We start from the raw sequence: 17,852 nt of genomic DNA, 5'->3' as shown, positions 1-17,852 counted from the left end.
AGATCCCACAGCAAGGTACGCCTTTTGGAAATACAGGCCGAAGCCCAGGCCAGATTGATGGCGAAGGTGGTTTTCCCCACGCCGCCTTTCAGGCTGTAGACGGCGATGGTCGCCAATGCCGGTTCCTTTGCCATGAATGGGAAGGCTAATCGCTCCGCCCGTCAACGCAAGCGCTGAAATCATCCGATTGTTACGGGGGTGTGAATCCCGCCCGATAAATGCATGCTGCGCCTTCACTGGATGGCAATGATTGCGATCTAGGCCAGTTCGGATCATATCGGAGGCTCTATGATCCGTTCCCTGCTGATCGCCGGTCTGGCTGCAAGCCTGGCGTCGTCGCCCGCACTGGCGGAGCCGGACCCGGCGATCGCAACCTATGTCGCGGCGTTCAACGACACCTGCCGCCGCGGCTTCCCCGATCTGGACTCATCGCCGCCCATGCCCAGAGCATCGGCTGGATCAGCAGCGAAATTCGCATGATCGAAGGGTCCGGCATCCTGCCGGTGCGGGCTTATCGCAAGGATGGGATGATGTTGTTTCTGACCGTCCCGGTAACGGGAGAGTCGAAGGCCGTTTGCCAGATCGGTGGCGGATCGACAGGCACGAAGGCGACCAGTGCCGACGTCGCGGCGGTGCTGACGCCCAGCCTGAACGTCGGCCCGCCGACATTCGTGACGGACAAGAGCCGGGACATGGCAATCTGGCAGGTGGCGCCGGGCATCCGTGTCGATGGCGGCATTGGCATCTACAACCGCACGGTGCGATCGATCAGCCTGTCGGTGCATCAGGCGCGCTGAACGGCGCCAGATGCATCCGATTTACAGGATTTCGTGAACCTTGTCCTGCGGGCGGCAGAAACGCACGCCCTTTTCCGTTTCCACGAAGGGGCGGTTCACATAGGCCGGGTTGGCAGCCATTTCATTGAGGATCACGTCGGGCGCCATGTCGGCCAGGCCGCGTTCCTCGGCATCGGTGCCCATCTTGCGGATCGCGTCGGCCGGGGTCATCCCGGCGTCGGCGAACAGCTGGACCAGCTTGTCGCGGGTGAAGGGGGTCTTGAGATATTCGACCACCTCCACCTCGACACCGGGCGTTTCCTCAAGGATTGCCAGCGTCTTGCGCGACGTCCCGCATTTGGGATTGTGCCAGATGGTGGCCTTCACGCCTTGTCCTCACGCGCCAGCCATTCTTCCAGCCACTTGATGGTATAGTTACCGTCAAGGAAGTCCGGATCGGTCAGCAGCGCCTGATGCAGCGGGATGGTGGTCTTCATCCCTTCGATCACATATTCCTCCAGCGCGCGCTTCAGCCGCATGATCGCCCCCTCACGGGTACGGCCATAGACGATCAGCTTGCCGATCATGGAGTCATAATAAGGCGGCACCTTATACCCCTGATACAGGCCGCTATCGACGCGGACATGCATCCCGCCGGGAACGTGATAGCTGGTTACGGTGCCGGGCGAAGGAGCAAAGGTCTTGGGATCTTCAGCGTTGATGCGGCATTCGATCGCATGGCCGGTGAAGCGGATGTCCTCCTGAGCGACCGACAGCGGTTTGCCCTCCGCCACGCGGATCTGTTCGCGGACGAGGTCGAGGCCGGTGATCATTTCCGTCACCGGATGTTCCACCTGAAGCCGGGTGTTCATCTCGATGAAGTAGAATTCGCCATTTTCCCACAGGAATTCGATGGTGCCCGCGCCACGATAGCCCATGTCGGCCATCGCCTTGGCACAGACGCCGCCGATGCGTTCGCGTTCGGCCTGCGACAGGATGGGCGAGGGCGCTTCTTCCAGCACCTTCTGGTGGCGGCGCTGGAGCGAGCAGTCGCGTTCGCCAAGATGGATGGCGTTGCCATTGCCGTCGCCGAACACCTGAATTTCGATATGGCGCGGATTGCCGAGATATTTCTCGATATCGACGGTGGCGTCGCCGAACGCAGCCTTGGCTTCCGATCCGGCCTGCTGCATCAGCGTTTCGAGGGCGTCGGGTGAGGTGCACACCTTCATGCCGCGACCGCCGCCGCCGGACGCCGCCTTGATAATGACGGGATAGCCGGCCGCTTCGGCGATCAGCTTGGCTTCCTCGACATCGCTGACGGCGCCGTCCGAACCGGGGACGAGCGGCAGGCCCAGCGCGCCGGCGGTGCGCTTCGCCTCGATCTTGTCACCCATGGTGCGGATATGTTCGGGCTTGGGACCGACGAAGGCCAGCCCATGCGCTTCCACGATTTCCGCGAATTTGGCATTTTCCGACAGGAAGCCGTAACCGGGGTGGATCGCGTCGGCACCCGAAATTTCCGCCGCCGAAATGATCGCGGCGATGTTCAGATAGCTGTCCTTGGCCGCGGGCGGCCCGATGCAGATCGCTTCGTCGGCGAGGCGCACATGCATGGCGTCGGCGTCGGCGGTGGAATGCACCGCAACGGTCTTGATCCCCATTTCATGGCAGGCGCGATGAATGCGGAGCGCGATTTCGCCGCGATTGGCGATCAGCAGTTTCTCGATGGCCATAAGCGGATCGGGCCTTATTCGATGACGATCAGCGGCTGGTCATATTCGACCGGCTGGCCGTTATCGACCAGCACAGCCTTCACCGTGCCGGATACCGGCGCGGCGATGGCATTCATGACCTTCATCGCTTCCACGATCAGGACGGTTTCACCGGCCTTCACCTGCGATCCGATGCGGGCGAAGGGGGCGGCGCCCGGTTCGGCCGACAGATAGGCGGTGCCCACGATCGGCGATTTGACCAGCGTACCGGCGGGCAGCGCGTCGGCGGCAGGGGCCGCAACGGCGGGGGCAGCCACCGGGGCAGCCGCTGCGACAGGCGCGGCGGCGACGGGTGCGGGGGCATAGACAGCGGCGGGCGCGCCGCCGACCTTGCGGGCGACGCGGATCTTGCGGTCGCCATCCTCAACCTCGATTTCGGTGAGGTTCGTGTCGTCCAGCAGCGCTGCGAGATCGCGCACCAGCTGCACGTCCACCTGCATTGCGCCCTTTTCTTGTTTGTCGGTCATGTGAAGTCCCTGGCCGGTGAATGTCGTTTGTTGCCCTGCGCCTATGCGCATTTACGGCAAAGCGCAACTTTCGTGCGTCGAAGTGCGCCCGGTTACAGTTCCAGCGCGGCTTCCAACGCCAGCATGTAGGACATGGGGCCAAAGCCCGCGATGGTCCCCTTCGCCGCCATGCCGACATAGCTTTTATGGCGAAAAGGCTCGCGGCTATGCGGGTTGGACAGGTGGATTTCGATCACGGGAACGGTAATGCTCTTGATCGCATCGTGCAGCGCGATCGACGTATGGGTATAGGCGCCGGGGTTGATGATGACGGCATGGGCACCCTCCGCATGCGCCTCCTGCAACCAGTCGACCAGATGGCCTTCATGATTGGACTGGCGGAAATCGATTTCCACATGGGCGCGATTGGCCGCGTCCTCCATGCGTTCGGCGATGTCGTCCAGCGTATCATAGCCGTAGATTTCAGGCTGCCGCGTGCCCAGCATGTTAAGGTTGGGACCGTTCAAAACATAGATTTTACGCGCTTCGGCCAACTCTACCCCCCTTAATGCTGTTGCGGGCGGGGCAAAGCCGCCCCTATATGCGCCACGATCCTTAGCCCTTCCTGTCTCGCCGCGTCGAGACGTCTTCTCATTTTCGGGACAGTATAGTGAGCGTAGACGGCACCATCTCCATCCATATCAATGGCGAACATCGCCGCATCCGGGACGGCCTGACGCTGGCCGAACTGGCGAGCGAGCTGGGCTTCGTGCCGGAAAAGGTGGCGGTGGAGCGTAATCTGGAAGTCGTGCCGCGCTCTACGCTGGCCGATGTGAAGGTGGAGGATGGCGACGAGCTGGAAATCGTCCATTTCGTGGGCGGTGGCGATGTGACCGCCGACGACAGCTGGACCGTGGCGGACCGGACGTTCCGGTCGCGGCTGATCGTGGGCACGGGCAAATACAAGAATTTCGAGCAGAATGCCGCCGCGCTGGAGGCGTCGGGCGCGGAAATCGTGACCGTGGCGGTGCGCCGCGTCAATGTGTCCGACCCCAAGGCGCCGATGCTGACCGACTATATCGATCCCAGGAAGGTCACCTATCTGCCCAATACCGCAGGCTGTTTTACCGGGGAGGAAGCGATCCGCACGCTGCGTCTGGCGCGGGAGGCTGGCGGATGGGATCTGGTGAAGCTGGAAGTGCTGGGGGAAGCGCGCACGCTCTATCCCGACATGGTCGAAACGCTGCGCGCGACCGAAGTGCTGGCCAAGGAAGGTTTCAAGCCCATGGTCTATTGCGTGGACGATCCGATCGCGGCCAAGCGGCTGGAGGATGCGGGCGCGGTGGCGATCATGCCGCTGGGCGCGCCGATCGGGTCGGGCCTTGGCATTCAGAACCGGGTGACAATCCGCCTGATCGTGGAAGGCACGAAGTTGCCGGTACTGGTCGATGCGGGGGTTGGCACTGCATCGGAAGCGACGGTGGCGATGGAGCTGGGCTGCACCGGCGTGCTGATGAACACCGCCATTGCCGAGGCGAAAGACCCGGTCCTGATGGCCGCCGCCATGAAAGCGGGCGTGGAGGCAGGCCGCATGGCCTATCGCGCCGGGCGCATGGGCAAGCGCATGTATGCCGATCCCTCCAGCCCGCTGGCCGGGCTGATCTAGAGCATTTTCGAAGCAGACGGCGTCGTCTGTTCTGTCGATTCTAGAGCCTGATCCGATGGGATCGAAGCGGATCAGGCTCTAAGCATCTTTTGTTTTCCGCGTGATGCGAGCCGTCGGCTGTTCCAGCCGACTTCATCATGCTTTACGGCGTCGAGCGCAGGTCGAGGCGACTGGCCCGGTCGAATATGGCGAGCACCAGCGGATCGGCTTCGGCCGCGCGCACGGCGACATGGAAATCGACCGGTGGCATCGGCGGGGCGCCGGGTACCGCCACCAATCGACAATCTGCCAGATATTGTCGCACCATCGGCTGGGGGAAAATGCCGATCCCGCCGCCCTCCAGCACGATGTCGATCATCGTGCGGACATTGTTGCACAGGTTGAGCGGGCATTCGGCAAGGTCCGAAGCGGCGATCGCATCCTTCATGATACGATAAAGCGGCGACAGGTTGGACAGCGACCAGATCGGCGTTTGCGTCGTGACGGTGATCGACGGGCAGGCAAGCCAGAGCAGGTCGACATTGCCGATGGGCGCGGTGCGCAACATGGGATGGGCGATCCGGCCCGCCGCGAAAGCCATGTCGGCATGGCCCGAAGCCAGTTGCTGGATCAGGTCGGCGGTCAGGGCGATGTCGACTTCCAGACTGACCTGCGGCAAATCGCGGCCCAGTTGCGCCACGAAACCGGGCAGGCAACTGGCGGCGGCGATCTCTCCCGCTCCGATACGGATGATGCCGGTCGCGCCGGATATATCGCTGCATCCCATCAATACGCCCTGAAACCGCGCCCATAGCGGTTCGCTTTCCCGCACGAGTTCGCGGCCCGCGGGTGTCAGCGCCATGGTGCGCCCCTCGCGCCGGAACAGTGCGGTGCCCAGATGACTTTCCAGTTCGCGCACCCGCGCGGAGATGGCCGGCTGGGTCGTGTTGAGCCGCGCCGCCGCCGCCGCAAATGTACCGAGCCGGGCGATCCACAGCAGCGTTTCGAGATGGTAGAAGGCGATGCGATTGATAGACATCATTTGTGTTTAACCGAAAAAACAAATCATTGGTATTGATCGGTTGACCTGCATAGGATGGCGTAAATTTTCAAAAGGATGGATGCCGATGGTCAGGAAGCTCTACCCCGATGCTGCTGCCGCGCTGGAGGGACTTCTCTTTGACGGGATGCAGATTTGCGCGGGCGGTTTCGGCCTGTGCGGCATCCCCGAACGGCTGATCGATGCGATCCGCGATTCGGGCGTCACGGATCTGACCATCGCATCCAATAACGCCGGGATCGACGGCGAAGGTCTGGGCAAGCTGCTGCGTACGCGGCAGGTGAAGAAGATGATTTCTTCCTATGTCGGCGAAAACAAGGAATTCGAACGGCAGTTTCTGGCGGGCGAACTGGAGGTCGAATTCTGCCCGCAGGGTACTTTGGCCGAAAGGTGCCGTGCTGGCGGGGCGGGTATTCCCGGTTTTTATACCAAGACCGGCGTCGGAACGCAGGTTGCCGAAGGCAAGGAAGTGAAGAATTTCGACGGGCAGGACTATATCCTGGAACGCGGCATTTTCGCCGACATCGCGATCATCAAGGGGTGGAAGGCCGATGAAAGCGGCAACCTGATCTTTCGCAAGACCGCGCGCAATTTCAACGCACCGATGGCAACCGCCGCGAAAATCTGCATCGCCGAAGTCGAGGAAGTGGTGCCGACCGGCAGCCTCGATCCCGATGCGATCCATCTGCCGGGCATCTACGTCAAGCGCATGATCGTCGGCGCGCCCTATGACAAGAAGATCGAATTTCGCACGATCCGGACGCGGGAAGCGGCATAATGTCCATGACGATGCGCGCGATACCGGCGCTGTTGCTGGCGCCGCTCGCCGCCTGCGCCGTGACGCAGACCGCGCCGACTGCGACGGCCGTGCCGCCATCCGCCAACCCGCCCGCCGGAATGCAATATCTGTACGGATCGGGTGAAAGCGCGGCCATTTCGCAGCAGGCGTGGAACGCCCTGCTGACCTATGTCGCGGCGAAGGCGAAGGCGCGCCCGGCCGACAGCGTGGTGCTGGCGGAAGGATCGACGCTCGAAGCGCCCCGTTTCCTGCCCTGTGGTAACAAGCCGCTGGCCGCCGTTTTCGATGTCGATGAAACGGTGATGCTCAACACCGGCTATGAATATCATGATGCCCGGACCGGGAAGGGCTATAACGCCGCCGATTGGGATGCATGGGAAAAGACGGGTGAGGGCGCTGTCGGTCCGGTGCCGGGCGCCGACCGGGCGTTGCCTGCGCTGCGCCAGATGGGCGTCACGGTCATCTTCAACACCAACCGGGCGTCCGCCAATGCGCAAGGAACCGCGCGGGCCATCAGGGCGGCGGGACTGGGCGAAGCGGTGCATGGTCAGACGCTGTATCTGAGCGGTGACGATGCCATGGGATCGCGCAAGGACGGTCGTCGCTGGACGATTGCCGGCAAATATTGCGTGATCGCCATGGGGGGCGATCAGCTTGGCGATTTTTCCGACCTGTTCAATATAGGCCAGCCCGTCACCGCCCGCCGTGCCGCGACCGTGCAGGCATCGGTTGCAGCCCTGTGGGGCAATGGCTGGTTCGTGATGCCCAACCCCGTCTATGGCAGCGGTCTCAAGGGCGGGTTTGACGATATATTTCCGATGGACAAAAGGTGGGCGCCGCCTGCCGTGGGGGAGAAATAATATGCCCTGGACTCGTGACGAAATGGCCGCCCGCGCGGCAAAGGAACTCAAGGACGGTTTTTACGTCAATCTGGGCATCGGCATCCCGACGCTGGTTGCGAACCATATTCCCGATGGCGTGGAAGTGACGCTGCAGTCGGAAAATGGCATGTTGGGCATTGGCCCTTTCCCTTATGAAGGCGATGAAGACGCCGACCTGATCAACGCGGGCAAGCAGACGATCAGCGAACTGCCGCAATCAGCCTATTTTTCCAGTGCCGACAGCTTCGCCATGATTCGTGGCGGGCATATCGACCTGACCGTGCTGGGCGCGATGGAGGTCGCCGAAAATGGCGACATCGCCAACTGGATGATCCCCGGCAAGATGATCAAGGGCATGGGCGGCGCGATGGATCTGGTTGCGGGCGTCAAGAAGATCATTGTCGTGATGGAGCATACGTCCAAAAATGGCGATGCGAAGTTCATTCCCGCCTGCACCCTGCCGCTGACCGGCAAGAATGTGGTCGACATGATCGTCACTGACCTCTGCGTATTTCAGCGGCCTGATCATGACAGTCCATTCAAGCTGGTCGAACTGGCGCCGGGCGTGACGACGGATGAAGTCGCTGCTAAGACGACCGCCCACTATATCAGCTAAGGGCAATCCATGAGCCTCGACGGCACTTATGACGAAGCCAATATCTTTGCCCTGATCCTTCAGGGCAAGATCCCGTCGACGAAGCTGTATGAGGACGACACGACCTTCGCTTTTCTGGACATCATGCCACAGACAAGGGGGCATGCGCTGGTCATTTCCAAATGGTCGAAGGCGCGCAACCTGCTGGAGATGGAAGACGAAGCGCTGGCACAGGTGATGGCGACCACCAAGAAGGTCGCCACCGCCATTCGCGGAGCGCTCAACCCCGACGGTATCCAGATCGCGCAGTTCAACGGTGCGCCCGCAGGACAGACCATTTTCCATCTGCATGTCCATATCCTGCCCCGTTGGAACGGCGACCCCAAGGACTTCGCCGCGCACGGGCAGGGCGGTCAGGCCGATCCGGCGGCATTGCAGGCGCTGGCTGAAGAGATCCGCGCGCAATTCTGATGCAGCCCCTCATCGCCTGCGGGCGACCCGTCGCCTTCCTTTGGACATCATCATGGTATTGAAGCCATTCGTCGCGCCCGGCGCCCGCATCGCCCTGCGTTCCAAGCGGCCCGGCGTCACTTATGCGGCCGCGTCCGGGGACATGGAGGTCGTGCTCGACCTGTCCCGGTTGCTGTTCCGCAGCTTTCACCCCACGCCGACCGGGATCGATCGCGTGGAATATATCTATGCCCGCGAACTGCTGGAACGTATTCCCGACCGGCTGTCCTTTGCGGCGGTGCATCCGGCGGGCGGCTATTATGGACGGCTCGATCCTTCGGCCGTGCGCCAGTTTCTGGCCTTCACTGCCGCCAAATGGCGTAGCGCCGGCATGGAGGATGCGGGCAAGAGCAAGGCGGCTGCCATACGCCAGATGTTTGCGCTGCGCCCACGTCCCGTGCCCAAGGCGGTCGGGCCACGCATCTATCTTCAGGTGTCGCCGCATCATCTGGACGATGCGGAACAGGTGGGGGCGATCCTGCGGGCGGAAGGTGCGCAGTTCGTGACGCTGGTTCATGACGTCATCCCACTTAGCCACCCCGAATTTGCCCGGCCGCAGGGCGCCGACGAACATCGCGCGCGGTTGCACAGCATTGATACCTATGCACGCGGCATCATCGGCAACAGCCAGGCGACTATCGACGCGCTGGAGCCGCATTTGACACGTGGTTATGCGGGGCGCAGCATCCGCGTCGCGCATTTCGGCGCGGATGCGCCCGACATGTTCGGTGCAAAACAATATGATGTGCCCGAACGGCCCTATTTCGTTTATATTTCGACTATCGAGCCGCGGAAGAACCATCTTCTGTTGCTCAACATCTGGCGTCGGCTGATCGAACGGCTGGGCGATGCCGCGCCGATGCTGGTGCTGGTGGGGCGCCGGGGCTGGGAAAATGAAAATGTCATCGACATGCTGGAGCGCGGGGAAATCCTGCGCGGTCATGTGGTCGAGGCCGGGGAACTGCCCGATCGGGAAATGGAAGAACTGGTCGCCAAAGCGCGTGCGATGCTGATGCCGTCCTTCGTCGAAGGGTTCGGTATGCCGGTGATCGAAGCATTGTCGGCAGGCGTTCCGGTGATCTGCAGCGACATCAGCGCGCATCGTGAGGTGGGTGGCGATGCGCCCGACTATATCGATCCGCTCGACGGGATCGGCTGGCTGGACCGGATATTGGCCTATAGCCAGCCCGATTCCGCACAGCGTGCGCAGCAATTGCAACGTATAGCCGACTGGCGCGGTCCGACATGGCGTGCCTATTTCGACATTGTCGTCGACCTTTTGGATGAAGTTGCCGCAACCGTCCCTTGACGCTGTAAACGCAGCCGCGCAAAGCATGGATCGTGGACCCTAAGCCCTTGCCTTTTCTTCGAACGCCACCTTTTCCGGGTGTTGGCCCGGCACAGGCGGCGGTCAGTATCAAGGACAAAGGAAGTTCCGGCAGACCGGCCGATGACCGGATACTGGACCTGATCAGAACGGCCAGAGTGGGCGGCACATTCTGGGGCGATCGCGCCGATGGCATTCGCCTGCTGATCGATCGGGGAAGCAGGCCACCCGCCGATATGCTGCAGGCCATGGCGCCCGATGCGATAGGCGTTCTGCCCGGTGCACCGAAATTGGCTGTCAACGCTCGCGTCTTGTCGGCGACATATGATCCATGGGCGTTGGTGGACGCGGCGGATTCGATATGGGCCGGCGCTGACGAGGAGGTCGCAATCATTGCAGGCTTGCTGAACAAGCCGGTATATGGTCCCGATGGCATTCCATTGTCGGCGGATCTGCTTCGCGATGCGGCCTTGGCTGCGCTGGGCGAAACACGTTATCGCAATTGCTTTACCGGCGCAGATATGGACGTCGAAGAGGCGATCATGCTGCTGGCCGACTGGCGCCGCCATATAGAGGGTAATAAGGGCATCGCGGCGGCAAGCGGCATGGCCTTCTGGAAACGGCCCGCCATCCAGCAATTTTTGTGGGACGGCGCCCGGTCCCCCGCTTTCATGCCGCCGCGTGGCGGATTGGAACGGGCGCGGCGGGTGAAGGGGGCGCTGGCCGTATGGCCATCGCGCGTACCGCATGACATCATGGAACAGGCCCGCGAACAGGGCGTATCCGTCACGCGGGTCGAGGATGGGTTCCTGCGGTCCAGAGGGCTGGGTGCGGGTCTGCATCCGCCCGGATCGGTCGTGGTCGATCGGAAGGGCATTTATTATGATGCGTCGCGTCCCAGCGATCTGGAAGACCTGCTGGCGATGCATCCTTTCCCCGATGCACTGGTAAAGCGGGCCGCCGCCTTGCGGCGACGCATCTGCGCCACGGGCGTTACCAAATATGGCATGCAGACCGGGGACGCACTGGCGCTACCATCCGGGCGGCGAACCGTTCTGGCGGTCGGTCAGGTGGACGACGATATGTCCGTGCGCCTTGGCGGCGGGGGCATCGCCGGGAACCTGCAATTTCTGGAACAGGTCCGTCGCAAGGAGCCGGATGCCTGGATCGTCTATCGTCCGCATCCCGATGTGCAGGCTGGACACCGCAAGGGCCATTTGAGCAATGCCGCCATTCTGGCGCACGCCGACGTCATCGATACCGGATCGCCATTGATGCCACTGGTGGAGGCAGTGGACGAAGTGCATGTGCTTTCATCCCTGACGGGATTCGAAGCATTGATGCGCGGTCGCAAAGTTACCGTGCATGGCATGCCCTTTTATGCAGGGTGGGGATTGACCCGCGACTTGCCAGCGCCCAATCCCCGACGCGGCCGGTCGCTCACTATCGATCAGCTCGTCGCAGCCGTTCTTATTCTTTATCCGCGCTATCTTGACCCGGTCACCAACTTGCCTTGTGGTCCTGAATTGATGGTGGATCGACTGTCCGATGACGACGTTGTGCAAACTGGCTGGTTGATTAAATTGCGATCCGTGCAGGGAAAGCTACGAAGAATTATGACTGTTTTCGTGACGTCTTTCCATGGCTGAGCCGTCTCACAGGATTTTCCTGTTTCTTCAGGGGCCGCATGGCGAGTTTTTTGCCCGACTGGGCGATGAATTGCGGGCGCGCGGTCACCAGGTGTTGCGCATCAACATCAATGGCGGGGACAAGGTAGACTGGCCGGGCGACGCCACGGATTATCGCGGCAGCCTGCGCAACTGGCCGATGTTCTTCGATGATTTCGTTGCCAGTCATGGGGTGACGGACCTGTTGCTCTATGGCGACTGTCGCCCCTATCATGCATCTGCGCATGGCATGGCGCGTCTGCGTGAAGTGCGGGTCCATGTCATGGAAGAAGGCTATATCCGGCCCGATTTCATGACGCTGCAGGACGACGGCGTGAATGGCAATTCCACTCTGCCGCTGGACCCGCAATGGTATCTGGATCAGGCAAGGGATTTGCCAGCCTATTCGGATGATAAGCCTGGCATCCCCTCGACGTTTCGTGCGCGCGCGCGCAACACGATGCGTAACGGTATGGCCGCGGCATTCATGCGACCGCGCTTTCCGTATTACAGAACGCACCGCCCCCATAGTTTCGTGATGGAATCGGCAGGCTGGTTCTGCAAACTGATGCTGCGTAAACGCAATGTCGGGCGATGGCATGCGGAGTGGGCGCGCCTTGGCGACCGGCCATATTTCACGTTGCCGCTGCAACTGAATTCCGATTATCAGATCCGCATTCATTCCCCCTTTGGCGATATGCGGGCGGCGCTGCGTTTCGTGATCAAGAGTTTCGCGCAAAATGCGCCGAAAAATGTAGGCCTTGTCGTTAAGCGGCACCCGCTCGACCCCGGTCTCATCCGGTGGGAGCGGCTGACCCGGAAATTCGCCGCGCAACATGATGTCAGCGACAGGGTCTTCTTCCTTGGCGAATGGGACACTGGGGAACTGGTTCGCAATTCGCTGGGCGTCGTGACGGTCAACAGCACCGTCGGCACGCTGGCGCTCAATAGCGAGCGGCCGGTCATGGTGCTGGGCCATGCTGTCTATAAGGTGCCCGGTATCGTGCATGTCGGATCGCTCGACAGCTTCTGGTCCAGCCCCATGCCGCCCGATGGCGCGCTCTATGACGCGTTTCGCGCCGTGCTGGCCGACCGATGCCTGATACGCGGCGGATTGCTGAGCGAAGAAGGGTTGCAGATGCTGGTGGACAATGCAGCCCGGCGACTGACCAAGAAAAAGGTATCGATCAAGCTGGTGGCCGAACGGGCCGCTCTTGCGTCCCGCTGATCGTTGTCACGCCAGAGCGATCACATCCGCGTTCAATTGTTCCATTTCCCACGGGTCGTGGCTGACATAGAGTATCGGAATGGCGGTTTGAGCGTGCAGGCGCCGTATCTGATCCAATATGCCGGATCGACGATCATGGTCGAGCGAACTGCATGGTTCATCCATCAGGAAGAAATCGGGGCCAGACAGCAGCGCACGGCCGATCGCGACCCGTTGCGCTTCCCCGCCGGAAAGGGTGGCGGGTTTGCGATCCATCAACGCTTCGATGCCGAGCAGGGCCGTCGCCTGTCCCAGCCCCATCGCATTGCGCGATCTGCGCGCGCCATAGGTCAGGTTCTGACGCACTGTCATATGCGGGAACAGTCGCGCATCCTGAAATATATAGCCGCTGCGACGTGCAGCTATGGATATGTTTGTTCCCGCCTGTTTGTCGAACAATGTCTTGTCAGCGATCCGGACATGGCCATGCTCCGGGCGGAGCAGCCCGGCGATCATGTTCAATATGGATGATTTGCCGGAGCCTGACGGGCCAAGCAGGCTGACGATGCCGTGGTTCGACTGAAACTGGGTACGGATGATGCGCGTGCCCAATTTGCAGGTAAGGTCGATGTCAAAGGACATGCAGCCGCCTTCCCCCCGCCATGCGTCGTGTCAGCCATTCCGAAAGCAGAAGCGCGATGAGGCAAAGCGCCACGGACAACAGGGCAAGGCGCGTTACGGCTGCTTCCCCGCCCGGTTGTTGCAGCCCTGCATAGATGGCGATGGGCAAGGTGCGGGTTTCGCCCGGCACATCGGATACGAAAGTGATGGTTGCGCCGAATTCACCGATGGAGCGGGCAAAGCCCAGCACGAGGCCGGCAATCAGCCCCGGCAGAGACAATGGCAGCGAAATGGTAAGGAAGGTGCGTATCCTGCCTGCGCCCAAAGTATGCGCCGCCTGTTCCAGACGGCGGTCTATCGCCTCGATCGACAGGCGCATGGCGCGCACCATCAGAGGCAGCGCCATGATCGCGGCCGCCACCGCCGCGCCGGTCCATTTGAACAGCAATGTGATGCCCGCCACCCTTTCGAGCCACGCGCCGATGGGGCCGTTGATGCCTAGCAACAGCAGCAATACCCAGCCGGTGATGACTGGCGGCACGACCAAGGGAAGATGAACGATCGCGTCCAGCAGCAATTTGCCGGGAAAACGCCATCGCGCCAGCGCCCATGCGAGGAGGAAGGCAAGGGGCAGCATCAGCCCCACCGCCGTTACGCTGACCTTGAGCGAGAGGAGGATAACTTCGCATTCTTCTTGCGTAAGAGCTGTATAGAGCATCCCGTTGGTCAATCGGGTCTGGAAAAGCCGTAGCGCGCCAATATCGCCATCCCCGTTCCCGACAGGAGGAAGCGGCGCAGCGATTCCGCATCGCGATGCCTGCAGCCCGAAAGGCGTGCGATCGGGTAGCGGATGGGGGCATGGCTGTTTGCGGGGAATGTCCCGGCGACCTGCACGCCCGTCGCCGCGCGGACGTCCGTCGCATAGACGATGCCGAGCGGCGCTTCTCCCCGTGCGACCAGCGTCAACGCCGACCGGACATTGTCGCCGCGCGCGATACGGCCGGCAACCTGAGGCCAGACGCCCAGCGAAGTCAGGGCAGCCTTTCCATATTTACCGGCAGGCACGGCGTCCGGATTGGCCATGGCAAGGCGGCCCCGGCCCAGTGCCCGCGCGATCGGCATCCCGCGCGCGATGCGCAGGCGCACGGGATTGCGGGCGGGGGTGATCAGCACCAGCCGGTTGCCCGCGACGTTGGCGCGCGTCCCGCGGACGACGAAGCCCGCCCGTTCGACATCGGTCATCCATTCTTCATCGGCCGAAATGAAAAGATCGGCGGGCGCGCCTGCCTTTATCTGTCGGGCGAGCGCCGATGAACCGGCGAAGGACAGGACCGGGCGGGGGTGACCCAATGCGGCCCAGCGGTCCGCAACGGCCGTCATGGCTTCCTGCATGCTGGCGGCCGCCAGAACGGTCGGTCCCCGATCATTCGGTGCGGCATGGGCATCCGGAATGACGGCGGCGAACAGCAGGGCGGCGATGCACGAAAGCAGGCGGATCATGCCCCCTGTTTGCCCGCTGTTAAGGGGGGATGCAATTGCCGTGCGGGCTTTTGTACGCGCCCATGACCGGCCAGGGCATGGCGCGATCCAGTTGAAGCCGGTCATGGCGTTCATCTTGTGTTTTCGACATCGTGCGCGCCGTCGGCTGTTTCAACCGGCTTCGGAATGCTCTAGTGCGGAGACGATGTTGGCGCGTTTCGCCCTTTGCAGCCTGTTTTCGGCAAAGCCTTTCTGACATGGCGATCATTCGAAGCCAGTGCGGCCAATGCAGCGTGGGCTGCGGCATCCGGGCGATCACCGGCGATGACCGCAATCTCATCATCGAAGGCGACACCGTGCATCCGGCCAATGGCGGCCTGTTGTGCGAACGCGGGCTGATGCTGAAGGATGGCGTCGGGCTGGACGGACGGCTGCTGCATCCCATGGTTGCCGGGCGGCGTGTCGGCTGGGACCGGGCGGTCGCACACATCGCCAGGCGACTGGGCGCCGCAATGGCGCGCCATGGCCCCGGCACCATTGCGCTGCACATATCGGGCACGCTGCTGACCGAAGATTATTATGTCGCCAACAAGCTGATGAAGGGTTTCTTCGGGTCGGCCCATATTCAGGCTCCATGGTCTGGCGGCGCAAGCATGGCGGCGCTGCAACGTGCCGCCTTTGGCGAAGATGTCATGCCCGCTGCGGCGGAGGATATTGACCGGGCGCAAGTGCTGCTGGTGCTGGGCGAGGGGGCGCTGCGCGACCATCCGATATTGCTGGAACGGATCGAGGCGGCGCGCGACGAGCAGGGGCTGAAGCTGATCCTGCTGACGCAGGATGAAGAGAGCGAGGTCGAGGCCGACATCAGGCTGCCAGTGCAGGAAGGCAGCATGGATCGCCTGCTGACGGGCGCGCTGCTGCATTTTCATGAGGCGGGGCTGGCGCGATTGCCCGACATGGTGCGCGACGCCATGGTTCAGGGGCATGATCTATGGTCGGTGGCGCGGTCCAGCGGCCTGTCGGCGACGGCGATACGGGGCTTTTACGATCTGCTGGCCGCGGCCGATCATCTGGTCACGCTGTTCGATGAAGGGGCCGGATGGCGGACGGCGGCGGCCGCGATCAACCTGCATGTCGCAACCGGACGCATCGGCAGGCCGGGGGCAACGCCATTTGCCCTGTCGGCCAGCGCCAACGGCATGAGCGGACGGGAAGTGGGATGCGCGTCCGATCATCTGGCGGCGCACCGGCCGTTCACGGCAGATGCGCTGAAGGATGTGGCCCGTTTTTGGGGCGCGCCGAATATGGCCAGTCGGGCGGGGCTGGACGGGGATGCGCTGCGCGACGCGATGCGGGCTGGCGCCGTCAAGGCGCTGTGGTGCATCGGTTCGGGCGAAGGGGCCGAAGACTGGTTGCGTGAGGCGCGGGACAGCGGCATTTTCACCATTGCCAGCAGGGACCGGGCGGGCGCCATGGATGACGCGGATGTACTGTTGCCATCGCCTATCTGGATTGAACGGGATGGCACCGCAACCGGCAGCGACCGGCTGATCAGTCGCCAGCGATGGTTGTTGCCTTTGCCGGATGAGGTGAAGCCGGACTGGTGGGCGATGACCAGGGTGGCGCAGGCGATGGGATGGGGCGACGCCTTTCATTATGAGCGTCCGGCCGACATCTATCGCGAGCATGTGCGCCTGACCGCCTATCGCAACGATGGCGATCGCCTGCTGGACCTGAGGCGGCATGCGCCCATATCCAATCCGGCCTATGACGAATTGACACCATGGCGGTGGGGCGACGTGCCGTTCGACGGGGGAAATTTCCCCACGCCGGACGGGCGCGCGCGCCTGATCTGGCCGCTGGATCAGCCTTTACCCGCAATATCCTGAAGATGCGCGAGCAGCGCGTCGCCATTGGCCGCCCATGTGAAGCGCAACGCGGCTTCGCGCACGGCGGAGCGGGCGGGCGGCGCATCGAGAATGGCGCGTACCGCCTGCGCTATGGCTTCGGGTTCGCGCGCCACGATCCGGCCCGCATCCGGGCGGTCGAGCAGTTCGCGCGCGCCGCCGACATCGGTGATGACGATCGGTGTGCCGCAGGCAAGCGATTCGACCCAGGCATTGGCCAGCCCTTCGGATTCGGAGGGTAGCACCATCACGTCGGCCGCGGTGTAGATGCGCGGTAATTTGTGATGCGGTACGGAGCCGAGGAAACCGATGCGCCGTTCGACGCCCAGTTCCTGCGCCAGATTTTCGAGCGTCCGGCGAAACGCCCCCTGACCCGCCAGCAGCAATGTGACGTCCGGCAGCAGGGGGAGCGCACGGACCAATATGTCCTGTCCCTTGCGCGGGATCAGCGCACCGACGCAGAGGAGGACGGCGCCGTTGAAATCCAGAGCGGCCTTTGCCTCTTCCCGGTTGCCAGCCTCGAACGTGTCGAGATCAACGCCGGTATAGTGCACGCGGACCTTGTCACCGTCGATGCCCATGCGCTCCATCGACCGGCGCATGGCTTCCGATACGGCGAGCAGCCCGGCGGCGCCGTCGGCCGCCTGTTTCACCATCTTGCGCGTGCGACGCTGCGTTCCCCAATAATGGATGTCGGCCCCGCGCGCCTTGACCGAATAGGGGATGCCGAGCGCCTTTGACAGGCGCTGCGCCACGGGACCGTCAGGGAAGAAGAAGCTGGCGTCGATGACGTCGAACGGCTTTTCCGCGTGCAGCCGCCTGACCAGCGGCAGGATGGCGCGGGTCATCGCGCCGACATTGGCCGGGCCGCCAAATTTGGGGATGATCGGAAAGGTCGGGCGGTAGACCGTCAGTTCGCGCCAGCGCTCCTTGCGCGGCAGCGCGCGAAGCGGTGCATAGCGGGCAGCGAGCGAGAGCGGCCATGGCGGCAGGCCGACCGGCGCGATCACCGTGACGTCGGCTTGCGGCCGACTGGCCAGCTCGCGCGCCTGCCGTTCCACGAACACGCCGAAATTGGGCCGGCTGATGTCGGGAAAGAGGGTGGATAGCATTAAGACGTTCAGCGCCATGGCCTCTCTTTCGCCGGATATATTTAG

The 17,852-nt window shown here is 62.6% G+C and carries 21 protein-coding genes; 11 read left to right on the top strand and 10 right to left on the bottom strand.

The annotated features are described in order from the left end of the window. Window positions 1-134 (bottom strand): ParA family protein (locus ACOJSJ_RS02665; RefSeq protein WP_420143442.1); only part of this gene is annotated, 134 nt, incomplete at its 3' end. A gap of 154 nt (window positions 135-288) precedes the next feature. Between ACOJSJ_RS02665 and ACOJSJ_RS02660 the strand changes: the two genes are divergently transcribed. Then, the gene (locus tag ACOJSJ_RS02660; protein WP_420143437.1) at window positions 289-480 is read left to right on the top strand and encodes a hypothetical protein; all 192 of its coding nucleotides are present in this window, start codon (window positions 289-291) and stop codon (window positions 478-480) included. After that, complete coding sequence (locus ACOJSJ_RS02655) at window positions 477-797, top strand: hypothetical protein (RefSeq protein WP_420143436.1); 321 nt, start codon at window positions 477-479, stop codon at window positions 795-797. The genes ACOJSJ_RS02660 and ACOJSJ_RS02655 overlap by 4 nt, the downstream gene beginning before the upstream one ends. 21 nt (window positions 798-818) lie before the next feature. On the opposite strand, the gene ACOJSJ_RS02650 is transcribed toward ACOJSJ_RS02655, so the two are convergent. The 4 genes from ACOJSJ_RS02650 to aroQ form a co-directional block, all read right to left on the bottom strand. Then, complete coding sequence (locus ACOJSJ_RS02650) at window positions 819-1,163, bottom strand: arsenate reductase family protein (protein WP_420143435.1); 345 nt, start codon at window positions 1,161-1,163, stop codon at window positions 819-821. Beyond that, window positions 1,160-2,512 (bottom strand): acetyl-CoA carboxylase biotin carboxylase subunit, encoded by a 1,353-nt coding sequence (gene accC / locus ACOJSJ_RS02645; RefSeq protein ID WP_420143434.1) that lies wholly within the window; start codon window positions 2,510-2,512, stop codon window positions 1,160-1,162. Before accC ends, ACOJSJ_RS02650 begins: the two co-directional genes overlap by 4 nt. A 14-nt stretch (window positions 2,513-2,526) precedes the next feature. Continuing rightward, window positions 2,527-3,018 carry an acetyl-CoA carboxylase biotin carboxyl carrier protein gene (gene accB, locus ACOJSJ_RS02640; protein ID WP_420143433.1) on the bottom strand — a complete coding sequence of 164 codons (492 nt, stop codon included), beginning with the start codon at window positions 3,016-3,018 and terminating at the stop codon, window positions 2,527-2,529. A gap of 92 nt (window positions 3,019-3,110) precedes the next feature. Continuing rightward, on the bottom strand, window positions 3,111-3,551 hold the full coding sequence (gene aroQ / locus ACOJSJ_RS02635) for a type II 3-dehydroquinate dehydratase (protein WP_420143432.1): 441 nt from the start codon (window positions 3,549-3,551) through the stop codon (window positions 3,111-3,113). A 116-nt stretch (window positions 3,552-3,667) separates the two neighbouring features. Between aroQ and thiS the strand changes: the two genes are divergently transcribed. Then, window positions 3,668-4,663, top strand: coding sequence for a sulfur carrier protein ThiS (thiS, locus tag ACOJSJ_RS02630; protein ID WP_420143431.1), 996 nt, complete (start codon window positions 3,668-3,670; stop codon window positions 4,661-4,663). A gap of 142 nt (window positions 4,664-4,805) precedes the next feature. Here the strand turns inward: thiS and ACOJSJ_RS02625 are convergent, their stop codons facing one another. After that, entirely contained in the window at window positions 4,806-5,681 is an 876-nt protein-coding gene (locus ACOJSJ_RS02625; RefSeq protein ID WP_420143441.1) for a LysR family transcriptional regulator, read from the bottom strand. 88 nt (window positions 5,682-5,769) lie between these two features. Here ACOJSJ_RS02625 and ACOJSJ_RS02620 point away from each other — a divergent pair, with 88 nt between their 5' ends. From ACOJSJ_RS02620 to ACOJSJ_RS02590, 7 genes are read left to right on the top strand one after another with little or no spacing between them, the layout of a single operon-like run. Then, the gene (locus tag ACOJSJ_RS02620; RefSeq protein ID WP_420143430.1) at window positions 5,770-6,480 is read left to right on the top strand and encodes a CoA transferase subunit A; all 711 of its coding nucleotides are present in this window, start codon (window positions 5,770-5,772) and stop codon (window positions 6,478-6,480) included. Next, a complete protein-coding gene (locus tag ACOJSJ_RS02615) occupies window positions 6,480-7,361 on the top strand; it encodes an HAD family acid phosphatase (protein ID WP_420143429.1) in 882 nt (293 codons plus the stop codon). Before ACOJSJ_RS02620 ends, ACOJSJ_RS02615 begins: the two co-directional genes overlap by 1 nt. Window position 7,362: 1 nt before the next feature. After that, a complete protein-coding gene (locus ACOJSJ_RS02610) occupies window positions 7,363-7,998 on the top strand; it encodes a CoA transferase subunit B (protein ID WP_420143428.1) in 636 nt (211 codons plus the stop codon). 9 nt (window positions 7,999-8,007) lie between these two features. Then, window positions 8,008-8,448: an HIT family protein gene (locus tag ACOJSJ_RS02605; protein ID WP_420143427.1), complete on the top strand. Its 441-nt coding sequence runs from the start codon at window positions 8,008-8,010 to the stop codon at window positions 8,446-8,448. 52 nt (window positions 8,449-8,500) lie between these two features. Beyond that, window positions 8,501-9,796, top strand: a complete 1,296-nt coding sequence (locus ACOJSJ_RS02600) for a glycosyltransferase family 4 protein (protein ID WP_420143426.1) — start codon at window positions 8,501-8,503, stop codon at window positions 9,794-9,796. Between the two features lie 29 nt (window positions 9,797-9,825). Continuing rightward, window positions 9,826-11,463 carry a beta-3-deoxy-D-manno-oct-2-ulosonic acid transferase gene (locus ACOJSJ_RS02595; RefSeq protein ID WP_420143440.1) on the top strand — a complete coding sequence of 546 codons (1,638 nt, stop codon included), beginning with the start codon at window positions 9,826-9,828 and terminating at the stop codon, window positions 11,461-11,463. Beyond that, window positions 11,456-12,709 (top strand): capsule biosynthesis protein, encoded by a 1,254-nt coding sequence (locus tag ACOJSJ_RS02590; protein WP_420143425.1) that lies wholly within the window; start codon window positions 11,456-11,458, stop codon window positions 12,707-12,709. The genes ACOJSJ_RS02595 and ACOJSJ_RS02590 overlap by 8 nt, the downstream gene beginning before the upstream one ends. A gap of 6 nt (window positions 12,710-12,715) precedes the next feature. On the opposite strand, the gene ACOJSJ_RS02585 is transcribed toward ACOJSJ_RS02590, so the two are convergent. Genes ACOJSJ_RS02585 through modA form a run of 3 tightly spaced genes read right to left on the bottom strand, consistent with a single transcriptional unit; the run spans window position 12,716 to window position 14,809 of the window. Further along, window positions 12,716-13,330 (bottom strand): ATP-binding cassette domain-containing protein, encoded by a 615-nt coding sequence (locus ACOJSJ_RS02585; RefSeq protein WP_420143424.1) that lies wholly within the window; start codon window positions 13,328-13,330, stop codon window positions 12,716-12,718. Then, the gene (gene modB, locus ACOJSJ_RS02580; RefSeq protein ID WP_420143423.1) at window positions 13,320-14,027 is read right to left on the bottom strand and encodes a molybdate ABC transporter permease subunit; all 708 of its coding nucleotides are present in this window, start codon (window positions 14,025-14,027) and stop codon (window positions 13,320-13,322) included. Before modB ends, ACOJSJ_RS02585 begins: the two co-directional genes overlap by 11 nt. Window positions 14,028-14,035: 8 nt before the next feature. Then, entirely contained in the window at window positions 14,036-14,809 is a 774-nt protein-coding gene (gene modA, locus ACOJSJ_RS02575; RefSeq protein WP_420143422.1) for a molybdate ABC transporter substrate-binding protein, read from the bottom strand. A gap of 236 nt (window positions 14,810-15,045) precedes the next feature. Here modA and ACOJSJ_RS02570 point away from each other — a divergent pair, with 236 nt between their 5' ends. Beyond that, window positions 15,046-16,677 (top strand): molybdopterin-dependent oxidoreductase, encoded by a 1,632-nt coding sequence (locus ACOJSJ_RS02570; RefSeq protein ID WP_420143421.1) that lies wholly within the window; start codon window positions 15,046-15,048, stop codon window positions 16,675-16,677. Here ACOJSJ_RS02570 and ACOJSJ_RS02565 read toward each other — a convergent pair. Next, the gene (locus ACOJSJ_RS02565; RefSeq protein WP_420143420.1) at window positions 16,653-17,825 is read right to left on the bottom strand and encodes a glycosyltransferase; all 1,173 of its coding nucleotides are present in this window, start codon (window positions 17,823-17,825) and stop codon (window positions 16,653-16,655) included. The two genes, ACOJSJ_RS02570 and ACOJSJ_RS02565, sit on opposite strands and share 25 nt — an antisense overlap. Window positions 17,826-17,852: the final 27 nt, after the last annotated feature.

It is taken from the genome of Sphingobium sp., assembly GCF_048594625.1.
GTDB lineage: Bacteria > Pseudomonadota > Alphaproteobacteria > Sphingomonadales > Sphingomonadaceae > Sphingobium.
Note: the sequence above shows the minus strand (reverse complement) of the source record. Positions and strands in the feature narration are given on the sequence as shown.